The organism is Azorhizobium doebereinerae UFLA1-100, assembly GCF_000473085.1.
Lineage (GTDB): Bacteria > Pseudomonadota > Alphaproteobacteria > Rhizobiales > Xanthobacteraceae > Azorhizobium > Azorhizobium doebereinerae.
The window spans coordinates 35,115-57,041 of record NZ_AXBA01000025.1; the positions used below are offsets into that span (position 1 = coordinate 35,115).

Consider the following 21,927-nt stretch of genomic DNA (forward strand, 5'->3'; position numbering starts at 1 on the left):
TCGCGAATGTCTAGAATGTAGGCAACGGACGGATGGCCTAATTTCTGTGCAAGATCCTCTTTTCCCAGCGCTTTCCCCCCTGGTCATCGGACCGCATCGCATTGCCGCGCCGGTTATTCTCGCGCCGATGGCGGGCATCACCGACGCGCCGGTCCGCCGGATGGCCCTGCGCTATGGCGCCGGCCTCGTGGTGTCGGAGATGGTGGCCAGCGAGGCCCTGATGACCGGGCATGCGGAAATGACCTTACGGGTCGACGGTGCCGGCGTCACCCTTCATGCAGTGCAACTCGCGGGCAACGAGCCCTATTGGATGGCCGAGGCGGCGCGTCTCGCCGAGGCCTCCGGCGCCGCGATCATCGACATCAACATGGGGTGTCCCGCCAAGCGCGTCACCACCGGGGCGGCCGGTGCCGCTTTGCTGCGCGACCTGCCGCTGGCGACCCGCATCCTGGAGGCGGTGCGCGCCGCGGTGCGCGTGCCGGTCACCCTGAAGACCCGGCTCGGCTGGGACGGCACCGCCGTGATCGCGCCGGATCTGGCGCTGCGGGCCGAGGCCGCCGGTATCGCCATGGTGACGATCCACGGCCGGACCCGCTGCCAATTCTATACCGGCGCCGCCGACTGGGCGGCGATCCGCGCGGTCAAGGCGGCGGTGGGCATCCCGGTGGTCGCCAATGGCGATCTGGTGCGCACCGGCGACGCGGCGGCCATGCTGGCCGCGTCGGGCGCCGACGGCGTGATGATCGGGCGCGGTGCGCAGGGGCGGCCCTGGTTTCCCGGCGCTGTGGCGCAGCATTGGAAGACCGGCCGCGCCCCCGCGCCGGTCGGCCTTGCCGAGCAATGTGACGTGCTGCTGGAGCTGTATGACGGCTGGCTGTCGCTCTACGGCACCGAACTCGGTGTTCGGCAGGCCCGCAAGCATGTGGGCTGGGCGCTGGAGGCGGCGGCCGAGACCGCCGGTGCCGATGCCGCCTGGGCCAAGGCCTGGCGCGGCCGGATTCTGACGTCGGAGGACCCGGCCGTGGTGACGGCGGGCATCCGTTCCGCATTTGACCAACTCGCCTGGAGGGCGGCCGCATGAAGGCGGATGTGAAGCAGCGGCCGGCGGCGGAGGATGGCCTGACGCGGGCCATCCTCGATGCCGTGCCGCATCCCGTCGTCACCGTTTCGGATGACGGGCAGATCGTGGATGCGAACGTCGCCGCCGAGACCTTCTTCCAGGTCAGCGTGCCGCTGCTGCGCCGCCGGCCGTTCGCCGAATTCGTGCCCTTCGGCACCCCGCTGCTGAGCCTCATCGAGCAGGTGCGCCAGCGTGGCGCGCCGGTGAACGAGTATCGCGTCGATCTCGGCACCCCGCGCAATGGCGGCGAGCGGGTGGTGGACATCCACGTGGCGCCCATGGCCGAGCGGGCCGGCCATGTGGTGGTGATGTTCCAGGAACGCACCATCGCCGAGAAGATGGACCGCCAGCTCACCCATCGCGGTGCCGCGCGCTCGGTGAGCGCGCTCGCCTCCATGCTGGCGCACGAGATCAAGAACCCGCTGTCGGGCATTCGCGGCGCCGCGCAGTTGCTGGAGCAGTCGGCGGGAGACGAGGACCGCGCCCTGACCCGGCTCATCTGCGATGAGGCCGACCGCATCGTGAAGCTGGTGGACCGCATGGAGGTGTTCTCCGACGAGCGCCCGGTGGAGCGCGAGCCGGTCAATATCCATGCGGTGCTGGAGCATGTGCGGACGCTGGCGTCCTCGGGCTTTGCCCGGCACATCCGCTTCGTGGAGGAATACGATCCCTCCCTGCCGCCGGTCTATGCCAATCGCGACCAGCTCATCCAGGTCTTCCTCAATCTGGTGAAGAATGCGGCAGAAGCCATCGACGGCGACCAGGACGGCGAGATCCAGCTGACCACGGCGTTCCGGCCGGGCGTGCGGCTCACGGTGCCGGGCGCCTCCTCGAAGGTGAGCCTGCCGCTGGAGTTCTGCGTCCGCGACAACGGCAAGGGCGTGCCGGAAGACCTGGTGCCCCACCTGTTCGACCCGTTCGTCACCACCAAGCCGACCGGCAGTGGCCTCGGCCTTGCATTGGTGGCGAAGATCATCGGCGATCACGGCGGCATCGTCGAATGCGACAGCCAGCCCCGCCGCACCACGTTCCGCGTCCTGCTGCCCATGTACCGCAGCAGCCGTTCTTCTGAGGACAACTGAGGTGTCCATGCCCACGGGAAGCATCCTGGTCGCCGACGACGATGCCGCGATCCGCACGGTGCTCAATCAGGCCCTGTCGCGCGCCGGCTACGAAGTGCGCTCCTGCGGCAATGCGGCGACGCTCTGGCGCTGGGTCAGCCAGGGCGACGGGGACCTCGTCATCACCGACGTGGTGATGCCGGACGAGAACGCCTTCGACCTGCTGCCGCGGATCAAGAAGGCGCGGCCGGACCTGCCGGTCATCGTCATGAGCGCGCAGAACACCTTCATGACCGCCATCCGCGCCTCCGAGCGCGGGGCCTATGAATATCTGCCCAAGCCGTTCGACCTGAAGGAGCTGATCTCCATCGTCGGCCGCGCGCTCGCCGAGCCGAAGAAGGCGGAGAAGCTGGCGCTGGGTCCGGACGACCAGGAGAACATCCCGCTGGTGGGCCGCTCGCCCGCCATGCAGGAGATCTACCGCCTGCTCGCCCGCCTGATGCAGACCGACCTCACCGTGATGATCGCGGGCGAGAGCGGCACCGGCAAGGAACTGGTGGCGCGCGCACTGCACGATTACGGCAAGCGCCGGTCCGGCCCCTTCGTCGCCATCAACATGGCTGCGATCCCGCGCGACCTCATCGAGAGCGAGCTGTTCGGGCACGAGAAGGGCTCGTTCACCGGCGCCACCACGCGCAATCCCGGCCGCTTCGAGCAGGCCGAGGGCGGCACGCTGTTCCTCGACGAGATCGGCGACATGCCCATGGAGGCGCAGACCCGCCTCCTGCGCGTGCTCCAGCAGGGCGAGTACACGACGGTCGGCGGGCGCACGCCCATCAAGACCGACGTGCGCATCATCGCCGCCACCAATAAGGATCTGCGCACGCTGATCCAGCAGGGCCTGTTCCGCGAGGATCTGTTCTTCCGCCTCAACGTTGTGCCGCTGCGCCTGCCGCCGCTGCGCGAGCGGTCCGAGGACGTGCCGGACCTGGTGCGCCACTTCTTCCTCCAGGCCGAGCGCGAGGGGCTGCCGGCCAAGCAGGTGGATGTGGCCGCGCTCGACCGGCTGAAGCGCTACCGCTGGCCGGGCAACGTGCGCGAGCTGGAGAACCTCGTTCGCCGCCTCGCAGCGCTCTACCCCCAGGAGATCATCACTCCGTCCATCATCGAGGCGGAGCTGTCGGAGCCGGCGCCCAGTGCGCTGTCGGAGGACGGGCCGGTGGACGCCACGCTGGGGGCGTCGGTGGAGCGTCATCTCAACGGGTATTTCTCCGGTTTCGGCGAGGACCTGCCGCCGCCCGGCCTCTACCACCGCATCCTGCGGGACGTGGAATATCCGCTGCTGTCGGCCGCTCTCGCCGCCACGCGGGGGAACCAGATCAAGGCCGCCGAACTGCTGGGCCTCAACCGCAACACCTTGCGCAAGAAGATCCGCGACCTCGACATCCAGGTGATCCGCACCAGCCGCTGACCGCCCATCCCGGCCGGTCGAGACGCCGCTCGGCCGATTGATATGCGGCCATAGGATACCGCCGATTGTGACCGCAGTGATACCGGCGTGCCCTTGCGGCGGCGTCCCAGACCTGCAACCCTGCATCGGCATACCTCGGGGGAGCCAACCGTCCGCCGAGGTGTGAACCGTCCCGGTGGGGGAGGCGGTGTTCGGCGGCGTGGCACCGCATGAGGTGTCCGTGCTTCCGCTCCGCGTGGGTCGGAGGGCGGAGCGTGACCTGGACATCGGCAAACGAGGCACTCGACATCCTCGCCGAACTGGTTTCCGCGGCGAACAGGGCCGGCGATCTGTCATGCCTGAATGCGGATCTGCTCGGTCGCATGGCGGCGGTTTACGGGCTTCAGCGGATCTCGCTGTTCCAGGTGCACGAGAAGGACGGTGCCGGTGTTTCGGCGACCTGCCGGGTGGACTGGACCTTGCCCGGGCGTCCCGCCCTCGTCGCCGGCACCCACCCGCCGCTGACCGTGGATGGCGGCGACCCGCTGCTCGCCGAATGGGCGGCCCGGCGACGGCGCGGCGAGATGGTCTGCGGCCTCACGCGCGACCTGACGGGCTATGCGGGCGCCTTCTTCCAGGCCTATGGGATCGTGAATTTCCTGACCGTCCCGGTCATGGTCCACGGGCGCTGGTGGGGGCATTTCTGCGTCGACAGCGCGGATGAGGGCCGCGCCTGGAGCGCCGGCGAGCAGCGGGCGTTCCGATGCATGGCGGACGTGCTCTCCGGCGTCGTCGCCCGGTCCGGCACCGAGCAGGTGGTCAGCGAGGCCAGCCGGCAGGCCATGCTGGACAGTTCGATCGACGGGGTGGTGATCGCCGACGAGGCCGGCGCGATCATCGAGTTCAACCGCGCCGCCGAGGTCATGTTCGGCTATTCCCGTGCCGGCGTGCTCGGCCGCTCCATGACCGAGACCATCGTTCCGGCCCACTATGCCGGGCGGCACAAGGAAGGGTTCGCCCGTCACCTCGCCACCGGGGAAAACCGCATCCTGCAACGGCTGATTGAAGTGGAAGCCCGGCGGTCGGACGCATCCGTGTTTCCGGTGGAACTGACGGTCAGCGAGATCAAGGCCGATGGGCGGCGGATGTTCGCGGCTCACCTGCGGGACATCTCCGACCGTCTCGCGGCGCGCCGGGAACTGGAGCGCCTCGCCTATTTCGACGGTGCCACGGGGTTGCCCAACAGGGCCGGGCTCATGCGCCTGAGCGCACGGCGGGCCGGGGAGCCGGCGGGGGCCGTGGTGGTTCAGCTGCGCGACCTTGGCGTCCTCGCCGCCAGCCTGGGCGAGGACTGGGCCAAGCCCATGGTGCTGGAGATGACCGGTCTGCTCGGCGCCCTTCTGCCGCCGGATGCCACGCTGGCACGTACCGGCGAAAGCGAATTTGCCATCGTGCTCTGGCAACCGGGCGGCGCCGTGGACCTTGCCGCGCGGCTACAGCGCCGGCTCGGCACCGCTCTGGTGATGCCGAGCCGCCGCCGCTTCTACGTGCGCGCCGGCATTGGCGTGGTGGAACGGGGCGGACCGATCACCGACATCCTGCGCGATGCGGACATGGCATCGCGAGGCAGCCCGGACGGCGCCGCCTGCGTGTTCGAGGAGGCGATCCGGGCCAGCCACCAGCGCCGCCTGGAACTGGAGACCGCCCTGCGCGACGCCGTGCAGCAGCGCCGCCGGGAATTGACCCTGCACTACCAGCCGGTGGTCGCCATCACCACTGGCGCGGTGGCCGGCTTCGAGGCGCTGGCGCGCTGGCAGCCGCCCGGCCGGGACAGCGTGCCGCCCGGCGTGTTCGTGCCGCTGGCGGAAGCCTCGGGCCTGGCCGACAGCCTGGGCGACTGGGTGATCGAGGCGGCGATGGCGGACTGCGCCGCCTGGAGGCGCGAGCGCGAGGGCGCGGGGCTTGCCCCGCAGCATGTTTCCATCAACCTGTCCGCCACCCAGCTCTCCGCCCCCGATCTCGCCGAACGGATCGGCGAGGGCCTGGCCCGGCACGCCCTCGACGCCAGGCTGGCGCGGTTCGAACTGACCGAGAGCGCCATCCTCAGCCAGCCGGATCTTGCCATCCGCACGCTGCACAGCCTGCGGGCGCTCGGCTGCTCGACGGCCATCGACGACTTCGGCACCGGCTATTCCAGCTTCAGCTATCTCCAGCGCCTGCCCATGGACGTGCTGAAGATTGACCGCAGTTTCGTCCAGGACCTGGCGCGCAACGAGCGCACCCGCGACATCGTCCACGTTATGGTTGAGCTGGCCCACGGACTCGGCATGACCGTGGTGGGAGAGGGTGTGGAGACCTGCGAGACCTTGCAGATCCTCGGACAGCTGGGCTGCGACTATGGCCAGGGCTTCCTGCTGGGCCGCCCCATGGCGCGCGGGGCCGCCGCCGCCTTGCCGGAGCGTATCTCTCCGTGCTGAGGCACCGGCGGCGCGGGGACAACGCCGCCTGCCTCTGGCGGCTGTCACATTTTTGCACCAGTGTCGTTCCACTGCATCAGTACCGAGCGACTCGGTGCTGGGGCGATGCCTGACGGGCCAGTCCCGGCTCGCCGTGTCAGCAATGCAATCCCGTGTGCCGGCGCCGCCGGTGACCGCGTGTCAGGAGTGGCGTGCCCCATGACCCCAGCCGCGGTGGACCAGACGCCGGACAACGGCCCCATCACGCCGGCCGGCTTCGCCCTGGGGCTGCTGGCGCCGGTGGTGGTCGTGCTGGCCCTGGTGTCCGCGCTGGCCACCTTCCTTGTTCTCATGGGCCTCACCCCGGTGGTGCCGACCCACCAGGTGGTCATCAGCGTGCTGCTGGTGAATGCGGCGGCGGTGTTCGTGCTCAGCGCCATGGTGGGGCGCGAGATCTGGCGCATCGCCAAGGCGCGGGCGCGAGGGCGGGCCGCCGCCCGGCTGCACATCCGGATCGTCGGCCTGTTCGCGGTGGTCTCCGTGGTGCCGGCCATCCTGGTGGCGGTCGTGGCCAGCCTGACCCTCGACCGGGGGCTCGACCGCTGGTTCTCCATGCGCACCCAGGAGATCGTCGCGAGCGCGGTGTCCGTGGCGCAGACCTATGTGCGCGAGCACGCGCTGAACATCCGCGGCGACCTGCTCGCCATGAGCGCGGACATGACGCGCCTGAAGCCGCTTTACGACAGCGACCGGGCGCGCTTCACGCAGATATTCACCGCCCAGGCGGCGCTGCGGAACCTGCCCGGCGCCATGCTCATCCGCCGCGACCTCAGCGTGGTCGAGCGGGCCAACGTGAACATCGGCCGCGAATTCCTGGTGCCGAGCAACATCGCCATCGGCGAGGCGACCGCCGAGCAGCCGGTGATCTATCTGCCCTCGGACGCCGATTTCGTCGGCGCGGTGATGCCGCTGCGCGACTTCGACGACCTCTACCTCTATGTCGCCCGGCCCATCGACCCGCGTGTGATCGGCTATCTGAAGACCACGCAGGAGACGCTGGCGGACTATCGCAGCCTGGAGGAACGACGCTTCGGCGTTCAGGTGGCGTTCGCGCTGATGTACATGGTCATCACGCTGATCGTGCTGCTCTCGGCGGTTTGGCTGGGCATCAACTTCTCCAAATGGCTGGTGGCTCCCATCCGCCGCTTGATGTCCGCCGCCGACCACGTGGCAGCCGGCAATCTCGACGTGCGGGTGCCGATCTACCGGGCCGAGGGCGACCTCGCCTCGCTGGGCGAGACCTTCAACAAGATGACGCAGGAACTGCGCAGCCAGCGCGAGGCCATCCTCAAGGCGCGCGATCAGATCGACAGCCGTCGCCGTTTCACCGAGGCGGTGCTGTCCGGCGTCGGCGCCGGCGTCATCGGCCTCGATTCACAGGAGCGCATCACCATCCTCAACCGCTCCGCCGAGCGCCTGCTCGGGCTCAGCGAGGTTGAGGCGCTGAACCAGCCGCTGGCCGAGGTGGCGCCGGAGACGGCCGGCCTGCTGGCGGAGGCCGAGGCCGAGCATGCCCGCCAGCGCAGCGTCCAGGGCAACATCACCCTGACCCGCGACGGCCGCGAGCGCACCTTCGCGGTGCGTGTCACCACCGAGCAGTCGTCCGAGGCCGAGCACGGCTGGGTGGTGACGCTCGACGACATCACCGAGCTGATCTCCGCCCAGCGCACCTCTGCCTGGGCGGACGTGGCGCGGCGCATCGCCCACGAGATCAAGAACCCGCTGACCCCGATCCAGCTCTCCGCCGAGCGGCTGAAGCGCAAGTTCGGCAAGCACGTGACGCAGGACCGCGACGTGTTCGACCAGTGCACCGACACCATCATCCGCCAGGTGGGCGACATCGGCCGCATGGTGGACGAATTCTCCTCCTTCGCCCGCATGCCCAAGCCCGTGGTCGACAGCCAGGATCTGGCGGAGACCACCCGGCAGACCGTCTTCCTCATGCGGGTCGGACATCCGGAAGTCGCATTCGAGGCCAACATCCCATCCTCCCTGCCGGCGCGGTTCGACCGCCGCCTGATCTCACAAGCCCTGACCAACATTCTCAAGAACGCCGCCGAGGCCATCGAAGCCGTTCCGGTGGAGGTACGAGGACAAGGGCGCATCCGCGTGAGCGCGGAGCGTCTCGGAGAAGACCTGGTGATCGACATCATCGATAACGGAACGGGCCTGCCGCAGGAGAGCCGCAGCCGGCTGCTGGAGCCTTATGTGACGACGCGGGAAAAGGGGACGGGGCTCGGCCTCGCCATCGTGGGCAAGATCATGGAAGAGCACGGCGGCGGCATTGAGCTCTATGACGCCCCGGACGGGCGCGGCGCCTGGATCCGCCTGCGCATCCGGGCGGAGGGTCCGCTGCCCGAGGCCGCTCCGCGCGCCAAGACGGGGAGCAACTGAGCCATGGCCCATGACATCCTCATCGTCGACGACGAGCCGGACATCAGCGGTCTGGTGGCGGGCATCCTCGAGGACGAAGGCTATTCCGCCCGCACCGCGCGCGACGCCGACGGCGCGCTGGCGGAGATCGCCTCGCGCCGGCCCAACCTCATCTTCCTCGACATCTGGCTCCAGGGCAGCCGGCTGGACGGACTGGAACTGCTGGACATCATCAAGCGCGAGCACCCGGAAGTGCCGGTGGTGATGATCTCCGGCCACGGCAACATCGAAACTGCGGTGGCCGCCATCAAGCGCGGCGCCTACGACTTCATCGAGAAGCCGTTCAATGCCGACCGTCTGGTGGTCATCACCGAGCGGGCGCTGGAGACGCTGCGCCTGCGCCGCGAGGTGCGCGAGCTCAAGCAGCTCACCCAGCCGCACACCATGGTGGGGCGCTCCAGCGTCATCCAGCAACTGCGCGCCACGGTGGAGCGCGTGGGGCCGACCAACAGCCGCATCCTGATCGTCGGGCCGTCCGGCTCGGGCAAGGAATTGACCGCGCGCCTTATCCATACCGCCTCGGCGCGTTCGCAGGGGCCGTTCGTGGTCATCAACGCCGCCGCCATCACGCCCGAGCGCCTGGAATACGAACTGTTCGGCGTCGAGGACGGCGAGGGGCGCGAGCGCCATCGCGGCGCGCTGGAGGAGGCGCACGGCGGGACGCTGTTCCTCGACGAGATCGCCGACATGCCGCGCGAGACGCAGAATCGCGTGCTGCGCGTGCTGGTGGAACAGACCTTCACCCGCATCGGCGGGGCGGAGAAAGTGCGCGTGGACGTGCGCATCATCTCCTCCACCGGGCGGCACCTGGAGGAGGAGATCGCCGCCGGGCGCTTCCGCGAGGATCTCTACCACCGCCTCAGCGTGGTGCCGATCCGCGTTCCGCCTCTGGCCGAGCGGCGCGAGGATATCCCCGACCTCGTGGACTTCTTCATCGAACTGATCTCGCAGACCACCGGCCTGCAGCGCCGCAAGGTGGGCGAGGACGCCATGGCCGTGCTCCAGTCCCACGACTGGCCCGGCAACGTGCGCCAGCTGCGCAACAATGTGGAACGGCTGCTGATCCTGGCGGGCGGCGACGCGGACGCGGAGGTCACCGCCTCCATGCTGCCGCCGGACGTGGGCGCGCTGGTGCCGAGCCTGCCGAACGGCAATGGCGGGGAGCACCTCATGGGCTTGCCGCTGCGTGAGGCGCGCGAGGTCTTCGAGCGCGAGTATCTGGCGGCGCAGATTAACCGCTTTGGCGGCAACATCTCGCGCACGGCGGAATTTGTGGGCATGGAACGTTCGGCCCTGCATCGAAAGCTCAAGGCGCTGGGCGTAGGCTGACGAACGGGGAACGGGTAAGGTCACATTGTCCGTCGTGCGCCGCCGGGCCGGGGGAAGCCCCGGCAGCGCCGCCGGGCCGACGGGAACGGGGAAGCGCATGCGGGGGCGAAGTTCGCCCACCGCGTGAACGGCCCCAGGGGGAAAGCCAATGAAGGTCGTGATCTGCGGGGCGGGGCAGGTGGGGTTCGGCATCGCCGAGCGCCTCGCTGGCGAGCAGAACGACGTCTCCATCGTCGATGCCAATCCGCGGCGCATCCAGATCGCCACGGACCAGCTCGACGTGCGCGGCGTGGTGGGGCACGGGTCGCATCCCGATGTGCTGGCGCGTGCCGGCATTGAGCAGGCCGACATGCTCATTGCCGTTACCCTGCATGACGAAGTGAACATGGTGGCCTGCCAGGTGGGCCACGCGCTGTTCAACGTGCCGACCAAGGTGGCGCGCATCCGCGCCCAGACCTATCTCCAGCCGGAATGGCGCGGCCTCATGTCGCGCGATCACCTGCCGATCGACGTGGTGATCTCGCCGGAGATCGAGGTGGGCGAGATGGTGCTGCGGCGCCTGTCGCTGCCCGGCGCCATCGACACCGTGTCGTTCGCCGACGGCTCGGTGGTGGTGGCGGGCGTCCATTGCGGCGACGATTGCCCGGTGGTGGACACTCCGCTCAGCCAGTTGACCCAGCTGTTCCCGGATCTCGCCGCAACCATCGTCGCCATCAACCGCGGCGGCAAGGTCTCCCCGGCGCGCTCCGGCGACCATCTGCTGGTGGGCGACATCGCCTATTTCATCGCCCAGGCGGACCAGGTGGGCCGCACCCTCTCCATCTTCGGGCATGACGAGATCCCGGCCCGCCGCATCATCATCGGCGGCGGCGGCAACATCGGCCTTTACGTGGCCCAGGAACTGGAAAAGCGGAATTCCGCAGCCCGCATCAAGGTCATCGAGCACACCCGCGAGCGTGCCCAGGCCATCGCCGAGACGCTGACCCGCTCGGTGGTGCTCAACGGCGACACGCTGGCGCGCGAGATCCTGGACGAGGCGGGCGTGGCGGACGCCGATACCATGGTGGCCGTCACCAACGACGACCGTATCAACATCCTCTCCTGCCTGCTGGCCAAGCAGCTTGGCGCGCGCCGCATCCTGGCGCTGGTGAACGAGCAGGGCTATGCGGGCTTTGCCCGGGGGCTCGGCATCGATGCTTATGTGAACCCGCGCCAGATCACCGTGTCCAAGGTGCTTCAGCATGTGCGGCGCGGGCGCATCCGTGGCGTCCATGCGCTGCTCGACGGCGCCGGCGAGATGATCGAGGCGGAGGCGCTGGAAACCTCGCCGCTGGTCGGCCGCCCGCTGCGGGACATCGATTTGCTCCAGGGCCTGCGCATCGGCGCCATCGTCCGCAACGGCGCCGTGATGCTGCCGAAGGGCGACACGGTGGTCCGCGCCCAGGACCGCGTGGTGCTGTTCGCCGGGGCCGACCAGATCAAGCGCGTGGAGCAGTTGTTCCGCGTCAGCCTCGAATTCTTCTGAACCGGCCCGATCCCCGCCCATGGCCTCCGCCATCCGCCTGTTTGCCCTGGTCTTCGCGCTGGTCGCGGCGGCGGCGCTCGTGCCGGCGGCGGCGGCCCTGGCGGCCGGAGACGGCACGGCGGGCAGCTTCATCGCCACGGCGCTCGGCTGTACCTTCCTGGCGGGGGCGGTCTATTTCTCCGTGCATGGCCGCCGGGGCGGCATGCGGCGGCTGCACATGTTCGCCGCCATGGCGGCGCTGTGGGTGCTGGTGCCGCTGGTCAGCGCGCCGGCCATCGCCTTCGCCGCCGACCTGCCGCTGCGCGGGGCGCTGCTGGAGGCGGTGTCGGCCTTCACCACCACGGGCACATCGGCGGTGAGGGACGGCCCGGCGGGCCTCTACCTCTGGTTCGCGCTGCTGCAATGGAGCGGCGGCCTGCTTACCATCATCTCGGGTATCGCCGTGCTGGCCCCGGCGGGCGTCGGCGGGCTGCCGGACCGCGCCACGGCCACGGGCGAATCGCATGAGGCCATCGACCTGATGGAGGCGGTCCGCAGCGTGGCCCCCATCTATGCGGCGGTGACGCTGCTGGCCTTCGTGGCCGTGCTGTTCACCGGCGTCTCGGTCTATGCCGCGCTCTGCCTCGCCACCGCCGTCGCCTCCACCGGCGCCCACCTGCCGCCGGAGGCGCATCTGGCGCTCGGCAGCGGGACGGCGACGAAGTGGGTGATGCTGCCATTCCTGTTGTGGTCCGCCACCAGCGTGCGCTGGCACAAGGCCATCGTCTCCCGGCGGATCAACGCCGCGCCGGAGCAAAGCGAGAGCCTGATCCTGGCCGGCTACTGGCTGGTGCTGGGGGTGGTGCTGGCCGCCTTCTTCTTCCGCGGCCCGGCCGGGCTGTCGGTCATCGAGGCTGTGCCGGACGGCCTGTTCGCGGCCGCCTCGCTCATCTCCACCACCGGCCTTGCGCCCTATCCGGGCGCCTACGGGCATGTCCCCACAGGTCTCGTGCTCGCGGTGGCGTTCATCGGCGGCGGGGCGCTGTCCGTGTCCGGCGGGCTCAAGATCATGCGGGTGCGGGCCATGCTGCTGCGGGCGCGGGGCGACCTGCTGCGCCTCGTCTATCCCAATCTGGTGCAGCCCTCGCGCACCGGGGAGGGCGGCGTCGGCTCGGCCATGCGCGGCGTGTGGGTGGGGGCCATGGCGCTGTTCATGACCTTCGGCTCGGTGCTCATCGTCATGGCGAGCGGCCTGCCCAGCTTTGATGCCGCCGTGACCGGCGCGGTGGCGGCGCTCAGCAATACCGGACCGATCTACGACGAATCCGGCGCCGGCTGGCCCGGCCTCGACGGCATCAACCCGCTCGCCGCCCTCGCGGCCGGCTTCGCCATGATCGCCGGGCGGCTCGAGACGGTCGGCGCCTTCGTCCTCATCCATCTCGCCTTCTGGCGCAACTGACCCTCCAAGAACCCTTCAAGACGGTGCTCCCATGTCGCGTGTCGCTTATGTCAACGGCCAATATGTTCCCCACGCCGAGGCCAGCGTGCATGTGGAGGATCGCGGCTACCAGTTCGCCGACGGCGTCTATGAGGTCTGCGAGGTCCGCGACGGCCATCTGGTGGACGAGCGCCGCCATCTCGACCGGCTCGACCGCTCGCTGAAGGAGCTGCGCATCACCCCGCCCATGGCGCGGGGGCCGCTCGGCGTGGTGCTACGCGAGACGGTGGCGCGCAACCGCGTGCGCGACGGCCTGGTCTATATGCAGGTGACGCGCGGCGTCGCCCGGCGCGACCACGCTTTCCCGGCGGAGGGTACGCCGGCGAGCCTCGTGGTGACGTCCCGCTCGGTGAACTTTGCGGCCAACGACCGCGCCGCCGAGAGCGGCATCAAGGTCATCACCATGCCGGACAACCGCTGGGAGCGGGTGGACATCAAGACTGTCGGCCTGCTGCCGAACGTCCTGGCCAAGCAGGCCGCCAAGGAGGCGGGCGCCAAGGAAGCCTGGTTCGTGGATGCCGCCGGAAACGTGACCGAGGGCTCCTCCACCAATGCCTGGATCGTGACCGCCGACGGCGTGCTGGTCACCCGCTCGGCGGACCACGGCATTCTGCGCGGCATCACCCGGACGGTGCTGTTCGACCTGGCGGCGCAGGAGCAGCTGCGCATCGAGGAGCGGGCTTTCACCCGCGCCGAGGCCATGGCCGCTCGCGAGGCCTTCATCTCCTCCGCCACCAATCTGGTCATGCCGGTAGTGAGCATCGACGGCGCGAAGATCGGCGACGGCAAGCCCGGCCCGATGGCCCGGCGGCTGCGCGAGCGCTACCACGCCTACGCGGAAGTCTCCGCTTGAGTGCACTGCGTCCGTTTATGTTGCAGAGCAAAATATTGTTGCACTGGCCTCGCGCTGTGCCATGCTAGGTTTGGAACTCCCGTCTCCGCAGGTGTCTCCGGTGCCCTAAGGGCAGAGAACCTGCGGCATGGCGGGGCAACGCCGAAAGAAACGGACACGAAAATGGCGGCGGAACGCACACAAAACCTGCAAGACACCTTTCTCAATCACGTTCGCAAGCAGAAGACGCCCCTCACCATCTTCCTGGTGAACGGGGTCAAGCTCCAGGGCGTCGTGACCTGGTTCGACAATTTCTGCGTGCTGCTTCGGCGCGATGGGCACTCGCAATTGGTCTACAAGCACGCTATCTCCACGATCATGCCCGGGCATCCGGTGCAATTGTTCGATCCCACCGACGAGGTGGCGGAGAAAGCGTGATCTGGCGTGGAGCCTAAGGGACCGCGAGGGGCAGCCGGGGGCGGGTTGAAGGGCGTGGATCGTCGCGCCCCGCCGACCCGCTGCGCCGTCATCACCCCACATCTCACCAAGCGTGCCGCGCGCGCCGGTTCCGACCGGCGCAGCCCCGAAGCCCGTCTCGACGAGGCGGTAGGGCTGGCGGCCGCCATTGATCTCGACGTGGTGTTCAAGGGCCTCGTCGTGCTCTCGGAGGTCAAGCCGGCCACCTATATCGGCTCCGGCAAGGTGGAGGAGATCGCCGGCATCGTTGAGGCCGAGGACGTGGGCCTCGTGTTCGTCGATGCCGCCCTCTCGCCGGTGCAACAACGCAACCTGGAAAAAGCGTGGTCCGCCAAGGTGGTGGACCGCACCGCTCTGATCCTGGAAATCTTCGGCAGTCGCGCCCGTACCAAGGAAGGCACGCTCCAGGTGGAGCTTGCCCATCTGAACTACCAGCGCTCGCGCCTGGTGCGGTCCTGGACCCATCTGGAGCGCCAGCGCGGCGGCTTCGGCTTCCTCGGCGGCCCCGGCGAGACGCAGATCGAGGCCGATCGCCGGCAGATCGGCGAGCGCATCATCCGCATCGAGCGCGAGCTGGAGCAGGTCAAGCGCACCCGTGCCCTGCACCGCACCAGCCGCAAGCGCGTGCCGTATCCGGTGGTGGCGCTGGTCGGCTACACCAATGCTGGCAAGTCCACGCTGTTCAACCGCCTGACCCAGGCCGAGGTGATGGCGCAGGATCTCTTGTTCGCCACCCTCGACCCGACGTTGCGCGCGGTGGACCTGCCACACGGCACCCGCGTCATCCTCTCAGACACGGTCGGCTTCATCTCCGAACTTCCCACCCAACTCGTCGCCGCCTTCCGCGCCACGCTGGAAGAGGTGATCGAGGCGGACGTGATCCTGCACGTGCGCGACATCTCCCACCCCGACACCGACGCCCAGGCGGCGGACGTGAAGGATGTGCTCACCGAACTCGGCATCGATACCGAGCCCGGCGGGCGCATGGTGGAGGTGTGGAACAAGATCGACCTGCTGCCGCCGGAAGAGCGCGAGCGCATGGTGAACACCGCGGTGCGCGCCGGAGAGACGGAGCGCCCGGTTCTGGTGTCGGCCCTGACGGGGGAGGGTACGTCCGGCCTGCTCGACATGATCGAGGCGCAGATCACCGCCGGCCGGGTGACGCTCTCCGTCCGGCTGCCCGCCGAGGACGGCGAGGGGCTCGGCTGGCTCTATCGCCATGGCGAGGTGATGGATCGGGAGACCGATGCGGATGGCCTGCTGCACGTCTCGCTGCGCATCCTGCCCGAGCGTGTGGACTTGGTGAAGCGGCGGTTCGGGGCGGCGCAGGTGCGTAGCGCTGGCTGAGCGCCGTAGCGTCCTGCCGTCACATCCGTGCGGCGGGCTCCAGCGTTTCCGGCAACTGGTCGATGCGGGTGAGGCCGAGCAGGGCCATGGTGGTGTCGAGCTCGGCGCGCAGGATCTCCAGCATGCGCACCGCGCCGGCTTGGCCGCCCGCGGCCAGGCCATAAAGCGGCGCACGGCCTACCAGCACGCCATCGGCACCGAGCGCCAGATATTTCGCCACGTCGCTGCCGCGCCGCACGCCGCTGTCCGCCAGGATGGTCAGGCGCCGGCCGGCCGCTGCCACGATGCCGGGCAGCACATGGGCCGGGTGCGGCGCGCAATCGAGGTTCCGGGCGCCGTGGTTGGAAACGACGATGCCGTCCACGCCATGCTCGATGGCCTTCACCGCATCGGACGCGCGCAGGATGCCCTTGAGGATCAGGCGCCCGCGCCAGTGCCGGCGCAGCGCTTCCACGTCGTGCCAGGAGACGTCGGTGGCGAGGCTCACCTCCTCGCCCACCGCGAGGCGGCCGAGCGGGGTGCGGAAGTCCTGCGGATAATGCGCATAGGTGGGCATGCCCCCCGCCAGCAGGCTGCGGGCGAACACGCCCATGAACCAGCGTGGATGAGCGAGCACGTCGATCCCGGCGCGCACGGAGGGCTTCAGCGGAATGCCGAAGCGGTTGCGCTGGTTGTATTCGCGCTTGGGCGAGACGGCGGTATCCACCGTCAGCACCAGCGTCTCCGCCCCGGCGCCCATGGCCCGATCCAGCAGCGCGAAGGTGCGCGCGCGGTTCTTCCAGACATAGAGCTGGAACCACAGCCGCGCGCCGGAGCCTTCCGCGATGCGCTCGATCGCCGTCATGGACTGCGTCGAGACGCAGAAGGGGATGCCGTGGGCCTTGGCGGCCCTGGCCATCTCAACTTCGCCGTCATAGCCCATGAGCCCCGCGACTGCCGTGGGCGCGATCACCAGCGGGCAGGGCTGGGCGGTGCCGAACAGTGTGGTGTCCTGGCGGCGCTGGGAGACGTCCACGAGCGAGAAAGGCGCGAGATGGATGGCGTCGAGCCCGGCGCGGTTCGCGGCGAGGGACACTTCGTTCTCGGTGCCCCGGTCGAGATATTCGAATAGTCCGCGCGGCAGGCGGCGGCGCGCGAGGCGGCGGGCATCTTCGACATTCAGGATCGCAGGCATCGGGATCTCAAGACACGTGGGGCAGCCGGGGCAAGGCGGGCTCAGGCGGAGGCGGGGCCGTCGGCGATGCCATCCGTGCCCCGCTCCTGATGCTTGGCCTGCTGCCAGAGGGCTTCCATCTCGTCCAGCGTAGCGTCCTGCGGCTTCAGCCCGCGTGCCGCCAGTGCGACTTCCAGGAAGGCGAAGCGGCGGGTGAACTTCTCGTTGGTCCCGCGCAGCGCCGCCTCGGGATCGATCCCCGCATGGCGGGCGAGGTTGACCACCGCGAACATGAGGTCGCCCACCTCGTCCCGGACGGCGGCGAGGCCGCCCTCGTCCAGAACCTCGGACACTTCCTCGGTCTCCTCGCGGATCTTGTCCAGCACCGCACGGGCATCGTTCCAGTCGAAGCCGACGCGGCCGGCTTTTTCCTGAAGCTTCAAGGCGCGGGTCATGGCCGGCATGGTCGCGGGCACGCCCTCCAATGCGCCACCGCGGGTTTCCGGCGGCAGGCCGGCGGCGGCCCGGGCGGCGGCGCGCTCGGCCTTCTCCGCATCCTTGATCTCGCTCCACAGTGCCTTCACAGCCTCCGGGCTGAGGTCGCGGGCGGCGCCGAACACATGCGGATGGCGGCGGATCAGCTTGGTGGTGATGGCCTCCACCACGTCGCCAAGCTCGAACAGGCCCTGTTCCCGGGCAAGCTGGGAATGGAACACCACCTGCAGCAGCAGGTCGCCCAGTTCGTCCTTCAGGTCGGCGAGGTCGCCGCGGGCGATGGCGTCCGCCACCTCATAGGCTTCTTCCACGGTGTAGGGAGCGATGGTGGAGAAGTCCTGCTCCAGGTCCCACGGGCAGCCGGTCTCCGGCGTGCGCAGCGCGGCCATGATCTCCACGAGGCGGGCAAGGTCGCGGGACGGCAGCATGAGGGTCTCCTTCGGATCGCGCTCCCTTATGCCGGGGCGGGCGGGCGGGGGAAAGAGGAAGGCTCCCGTCCGCATCGCGCCGCGATATGATGGGGCCGAGGAGAGCCCCATGTCCGCGTCCCTGTCGACCCTTCCGCCGCCCGCCGCAGATGCGCGCGACGACGGCATCCGCCCCGGCGAGCAGGCGGTGGCCTTGCCGCCGGCCTTCGATGCCGGTCTGTTCTTCATCGGCCGCATCCGCACGCCGTTCCCGGATCGCGCGGCCTGCCCCAAGCGGGCGGCGCCGGACGGCCCGGTCTGTACCCTGGAGCTAGACCCGCGCTGGGCCGACGCGCTCGGCGGCATCGTGCCGGGCGGACGACTCCAGGTGCTCTACTGGATGGACCAGGCACGGCGCGATCTCGTGCTGCAAAGCCCGCGCCGGGATGGGACCACCACCGGCACCTTCTCCGTGCGCTCGCCGGTGCGGCCCAATCCCATCGCCTCGACCATCGTCGAGGTGGTGGCGCTGGACGGGCTGCGCGTCGACGTCCGCAGCCTCGATTGCGTGGACGGCACGCCGCTGCTCGACCTGAAGCCGGATCATTGCGGCTTTGCCCATGCGCCGGGCGAGGCGTGATGGCCCTGTCCGATCCCGATACGCTGGTCCATGGCGGCGACGACGGCGCGGGCCGGCACAGCTATGCCTATCGTCCGCGCATGATCGGCGCGGCCACCCGCGTGGTGCTGGACACAAGCGCCGCCGAGGGCGCCCTGGAATGGACCGTCGGCGCGCGCTCCGGCCGGCTGAGGCTCAAGGACATCACCAGGCTGCGGCTGCGGCATGACCTCGGGCAGCTCGGCTCGTCCTCCTATGCGCTGCTCATCGAGGGGCGCGGTACGCCGACGCTGCGCCTGGGCTCCACTTCGCGCACGGGCCTCACCGCCGTGAAGGACCACGGCCCGGCCTTCGTCGCCTTCCTCGCCGCACTGCATGCGGCGCTCGCCGCGCAGAACATCGCCGTGCGCTATGAGGCGGGCCTGCCCGCCTGGCGCTGGTGGGCCATGATGGCGCTGGGACTGGTGACGGCCGCCGGCATCGCCTGGGTGGTGGCCGCGGCATTCCTCTCCGGCATGCGGACGGAAGGCCTGGTGATCATCGGCCTTGCCCTGGTGCTGGCGTGGCCGTTGGTGGAGACCTTGTGGCGCAACCGCCCCGGCTCCTATTCACCGTCCGCCCCGCCGGCGCGTCTCCTGCCGGGCTGAGGCGCATCCTCGGCTTCCGCCTTGCGGATCAGGCCCGCCGCCACGTCGGACAGGCGCGGGGCAGGCAAAGCGGCGAACGGCATCGGCCGCGTGACGGCGATGGCCGCCAGCCCGAGCCTGGCGGTCAGGAGCCCGTTCACCACGCCTTCACCGAGCCGGGCGGAGAGCCGCGCCGCGATGCCATGGCCGAGGATCTGCTGCACCAGGCCGTCGCCCGCCGCCATGCCGCCGGTGACGGCGAGATGGCTCAGCACATGGCGCCCGAGGCGGATCATGCCGAGGAAGCCCGGCCGGCCGCCGTAAAGCTCCGCGAGGCGGCGGGTCAGGGTGACGGCGGTGTAGAGCACGAAGAACAGGTCCACCGCCGCGCGCGGCGAGACGGCGGTGACCACCGACACCCGCTTGGCGGCGTCGGACACCATGGCGCGGGCCTGCGCGTCGAGCGGCGCCATCAGGGTGCGCTCGGTGAGGCGCACGAGGTCGGCGCCGTCGATGATGGCACCGAGATGGGTGGTGAGGTCGCCGCGCGCCCGGGCGAGGCGCGGATTTTCCTTGGCGAGCGCGATGAGTGCCCGGGCGACGCCCTCCGCCTCCGGCCGGTCGTCGGTGATCAGGGCGTCGGCGGCACGCGCGCGCAGCGTGTCGAGGGAGGACAGGCGGGCGAGCCCGAGGGCCTCGCGGGCAATGAGCGCAAGCACCGCCACTGCGAACAGGCCGGCGAAGGCGAGCCCGACGGCCCCGAGCCATTCGGCGCGGGCAAACAGATCCTCCACCAGCCGCGTCACCGCGAGCCCGGTGCCCAGGCTGACCAGTCCGCCCAGTGCGGTCCAGAACAGCCCGCCCAGGGTCACGCCGAACCGGGAGCGGGGCGGTGCCGGCACGATCGGCGCGAGATCCTCCGGCGTGGCCTCCGGCAGGGCTTCCGCCGGGGCGAGGGTGAGGCCGGCATCCTCCAGCCGGAAGACCTCGGGTCGCCGGCCGCGCTGCTCCGCCATTCGTGTCCTCTCCTTGGGCGCCGTCAGGCGAGGCGATCGCCCAGCAGGAACTGGAGCGCCCGGTCGAGACGGATATGGGGAAGCGGCGCGCCCGCGCCAATGCCGGGCGGCGGGCGGAACCGCACGAAGCGGAAGTCGGCATCCCTGCCGTCGGCGCTGGCAAGGCCGCGGAAGCCGCCGCCGCCGGGCTCGAACAGCCCGTCCGGCACCAGCGGCAGGTCGCCGGGAAAGACCCCCACTTCCTCATTGCCGTCGAAGACGTGGCCGGCCACCTCCTGGCCGGCCTCCGGCGTGCCGACGATGGCGGGGAGCACCTGCCCGCCACGGGTGACGGAGGCTTCGCGCGTCGCCCGCACGGCGGACAAAGCGGCCACGTCGAACAATGCGCCCTCCGCCTTGGCGCGGCCGAGCGCCCGCTCCACCAGGCGCTGGAGGATGGCTTCCAGCCGGTCGTGGCTGGTGTGGTGCAGATGGTCCGCCTTGGTGGCGGCGAACAGCACGCGCTCGATGCGCGGCCGGAACAGGGTGCTGACCAGGCTGTTCCGGCCGAGTCGGAAGGCGGCGAGAATGCTGTCCAGCGCCCGTTCCAGATCGGCCAGCGCGGCTGGTCCCGCATTCAGCGCGGAGAGCGCGTCCACCAGCACGATCTGGCGGTCCAGCCGGGCGAAATGGTCGCGGAAGAAGGGCCGCACCACGGCGGACTTATAGGCTTCGAACCGCCGCTCCATCATGGCCGCCAGCGATCCGGCGGCGGGCTTCGCGTCGCCGGGCAGGTCGAGCGGCGCGAAGGTGAGGGCGGGCGAGCCCTCCAGGTCCCCGGGCATCAGGAAGCGCCCGGGCGGCAGCAGGCTCATGGCCACCCGCTCGCCGCGGCAGGCAGCGAGATACTGGGTGAAGGCGGCGGCGAGCGTGCGTGCGGTGGTCTCGTTCTCAGGACCCGACGGCTGGCTGGCGGCGAGCGCGGCGAGGAAGGGGGCAGCGAGGATCGCGCGCGCCGGATCGCGCGCCAGGGCGAGGCTGGTGCGGGAAAAGTCCGCGAAGCTCATGTCCAGCAGCGGCAGGTCCAGCAGCCATTCGCCGGGATAGTCCACGAGGTCCAGGGTCAGCGTGCGCAGGCCGCCGCGCGGCGGGGCATAGCGGATGACGAGGCGCAGCTCGCTGATGCGCGTGGTGGAGGCGGGCCACCGCCGCGCCTCGACGATCTGCGCCAGATGGTCCTCGTATGAAAAGCGCGGCACGGCATCGTCCGGCTGCGGCTTCAGCTCGGCGCTGGCGATGCGTCCCGCATTGGCGGCCTCGAACACCGGCAGCCGGCCGCCACGGATGAGGGCGTGGATGAGGGCGGTGGTGAAGACGGTCTTGCCCGCCCGCGACAGGCCGGTGACGCCGAGCCGCAGGGTGGGAGCGGCGAGGTCCTCCACCCGGTCGATCAGCGAGCGCAGGCCGATGCGGGCCTCGTCCAGGAGGGTGATGCGCGCCGTCACCTCAATCGTCCGCCACCGCCAGCCCCTTCGGGGTGATGAAGCGGTCCAGCCGCCCGCTGTCCGGGGCGATGTCGGCCCAGTCGTCGAGCGGCAGGTCGATGACCGCCAGGGCGCCGGTGGGGAATTTCTCCAGCATGCTCTCGCGGGCGGAGCCGGCGCCGCCGCCGACCAGCGTGTCCGCCAGATCCTCCATGCCCGGATTGTGGCCCACCAGCATCAGCACGTGCGCCTCGGCGGGCTGCTCGCGCAGCACCGCCAGCAGGCGCGCGGCGCTCGCCTCATAGATGCGCGGCTCGCTCGCCAACTGGGGCAGGCCGAGCAGGAAGGGGGCCACCAGATCGAACGTCTCGCGGGTGCGGCGGGCAGGGGAGACCAGCACCCGGTCCGGGATCAGCGCCTCGTCGGCCAGATACTGGCCGATGCGCGGCGCGGCGAGACGGCCGCGCGGCGCGAGCGGACGTTCGCGGTCGGAAACGCCGTCCGGCCAGTCGGACTTGGCGTGGCGAAGCAGGATGAGGCGGCGCATGAAGCCCGAGGCACAACGTGGCGGGAGGACAGCT

Annotated in this window: 18 protein-coding genes; 13 read left to right on the forward strand and 5 right to left on the reverse strand. The window is 70.1% G+C overall.

The genetic code is table 11. From position 1 onward, the window contains the following. Positions 1 to 79: 79 nt before the first annotated feature. The 11 genes from dusB to hflX all read left to right on the forward strand — a co-directional run bounded on the left by dusB (position 80) and on the right by hflX (position 15,567). Positions 80 to 1,081 (forward strand): tRNA dihydrouridine synthase DusB, encoded by a 1,002-nt coding sequence (dusB, locus tag YU1_RS0117545; protein WP_029005185.1) that lies wholly within the window; start codon positions 80 to 82, stop codon positions 1,079 to 1,081. Continuing rightward, positions 1,078 to 2,202 (forward strand): two-component system sensor histidine kinase NtrB, encoded by a 1,125-nt coding sequence (locus tag YU1_RS0117550; RefSeq protein ID WP_029005186.1) that lies wholly within the window; start codon positions 1,078 to 1,080, stop codon positions 2,200 to 2,202. The genes dusB and YU1_RS0117550 overlap by 4 nt, the downstream gene beginning before the upstream one ends. A 7-nt stretch (positions 2,203 to 2,209) precedes the next feature. Further along, positions 2,210 to 3,652, forward strand: a complete 1,443-nt coding sequence (gene ntrC / locus YU1_RS0117555) for a nitrogen regulation protein NR(I) (RefSeq protein ID WP_029005187.1) — start codon at positions 2,210 to 2,212, stop codon at positions 3,650 to 3,652. Positions 3,653 to 3,906: 254 nt separating this feature from the next. Further along, positions 3,907 to 6,108, forward strand: a complete 2,202-nt coding sequence (locus YU1_RS0117560) for a putative bifunctional diguanylate cyclase/phosphodiesterase (RefSeq protein WP_029005188.1) — start codon at positions 3,907 to 3,909, stop codon at positions 6,106 to 6,108. Between the two features lie 198 nt (positions 6,109 to 6,306). Further along, complete coding sequence (locus YU1_RS0117565) at positions 6,307 to 8,541, forward strand: sensor histidine kinase NtrY-like (protein ID WP_029005189.1); 2,235 nt, start codon at positions 6,307 to 6,309, stop codon at positions 8,539 to 8,541. A gap of 3 nt (positions 8,542 to 8,544) precedes the next feature. Further along, positions 8,545 to 9,909, forward strand: a complete 1,365-nt coding sequence (ntrX, locus tag YU1_RS0117570) for a nitrogen assimilation response regulator NtrX (protein WP_029005190.1) — start codon at positions 8,545 to 8,547, stop codon at positions 9,907 to 9,909. Between the two features lie 148 nt (positions 9,910 to 10,057). Beyond that, positions 10,058 to 11,434: a Trk system potassium transporter TrkA gene (gene trkA, locus YU1_RS0117575; RefSeq protein ID WP_029005191.1), complete on the forward strand. Its 1,377-nt coding sequence runs from the start codon at positions 10,058 to 10,060 to the stop codon at positions 11,432 to 11,434. Between the two features lie 19 nt (positions 11,435 to 11,453). Continuing rightward, on the forward strand, positions 11,454 to 12,872 hold the full coding sequence (locus YU1_RS0117580; protein ID WP_029005192.1) for a TrkH family potassium uptake protein: 1,419 nt from the start codon (positions 11,454 to 11,456) through the stop codon (positions 12,870 to 12,872). A 31-nt stretch (positions 12,873 to 12,903) separates the two neighbouring features. Beyond that, positions 12,904 to 13,764: a D-amino-acid transaminase gene (locus tag YU1_RS0117585; protein WP_029005193.1), complete on the forward strand. Its 861-nt coding sequence runs from the start codon at positions 12,904 to 12,906 to the stop codon at positions 13,762 to 13,764. Positions 13,765 to 13,926: 162 nt separating this feature from the next. Further along, positions 13,927 to 14,181: an RNA chaperone Hfq gene (gene hfq, locus YU1_RS0117590; RefSeq protein WP_029005194.1), complete on the forward strand. Its 255-nt coding sequence runs from the start codon at positions 13,927 to 13,929 to the stop codon at positions 14,179 to 14,181. A gap of 6 nt (positions 14,182 to 14,187) precedes the next feature. Further along, positions 14,188 to 15,567 carry a GTPase HflX gene (gene hflX, locus YU1_RS0117595; protein WP_029005195.1) on the forward strand — a complete coding sequence of 460 codons (1,380 nt, stop codon included), beginning with the start codon at positions 14,188 to 14,190 and terminating at the stop codon, positions 15,565 to 15,567. Between the two features lie 19 nt (positions 15,568 to 15,586). Here the strand turns inward: hflX and YU1_RS30035 are convergent, their stop codons facing one another. Both YU1_RS30035 and mazG read right to left on the reverse strand, forming a co-directional pair. Then, positions 15,587 to 16,741 carry an alpha-hydroxy acid oxidase gene (locus YU1_RS30035; RefSeq protein ID WP_035715775.1) on the reverse strand — a complete coding sequence of 385 codons (1,155 nt, stop codon included), beginning with the start codon at positions 16,739 to 16,741 and terminating at the stop codon, positions 15,587 to 15,589. A gap of 41 nt (positions 16,742 to 16,782) precedes the next feature. Beyond that, positions 16,783 to 17,643: a nucleoside triphosphate pyrophosphohydrolase gene (gene mazG / locus YU1_RS0117605; RefSeq protein WP_029005196.1), complete on the reverse strand. Its 861-nt coding sequence runs from the start codon at positions 17,641 to 17,643 to the stop codon at positions 16,783 to 16,785. A gap of 109 nt (positions 17,644 to 17,752) precedes the next feature. On the opposite strand from mazG, the gene YU1_RS0117610 reads away from it, so the two are divergent. Together YU1_RS0117610 and YU1_RS0117615 are read left to right on the forward strand one after the other, a co-directional pair. Continuing rightward, positions 17,753 to 18,262: an SAM-dependent methyltransferase gene (locus YU1_RS0117610; RefSeq protein WP_051356991.1), complete on the forward strand. Its 510-nt coding sequence runs from the start codon at positions 17,753 to 17,755 to the stop codon at positions 18,260 to 18,262. Then, positions 18,262 to 18,888, forward strand: a complete 627-nt coding sequence (locus tag YU1_RS0117615) for a hypothetical protein (protein ID WP_029005198.1) — start codon at positions 18,262 to 18,264, stop codon at positions 18,886 to 18,888. The genes YU1_RS0117610 and YU1_RS0117615 overlap by 1 nt, the downstream gene beginning before the upstream one ends. Here YU1_RS0117615 and YU1_RS0117620 read toward each other — a convergent pair. Genes YU1_RS0117620 through YU1_RS0117630 form a run of 3 tightly spaced genes read right to left on the reverse strand, consistent with a single transcriptional unit; the run spans position 18,846 to position 21,893 of the window. Next, entirely contained in the window at positions 18,846 to 19,883 is a 1,038-nt protein-coding gene (locus YU1_RS0117620) for a YcjF family protein (RefSeq protein WP_029005199.1), read from the reverse strand. The two genes, YU1_RS0117615 and YU1_RS0117620, sit on opposite strands and share 43 nt — an antisense overlap. Before the next feature lie 23 nt (positions 19,884 to 19,906). Then, positions 19,907 to 21,367 carry a YcjX family GTP-binding protein gene (locus YU1_RS0117625; protein ID WP_029005200.1) on the reverse strand — a complete coding sequence of 487 codons (1,461 nt, stop codon included), beginning with the start codon at positions 21,365 to 21,367 and terminating at the stop codon, positions 19,907 to 19,909. A 1-nt stretch (position 21,368) separates the two neighbouring features. After that, a complete protein-coding gene (locus YU1_RS0117630; protein ID WP_029005201.1) occupies positions 21,369 to 21,893 on the reverse strand; it encodes a SixA phosphatase family protein in 525 nt (174 codons plus the stop codon). Between the last annotated feature and the right edge of the window lie 34 nt (positions 21,894 to 21,927).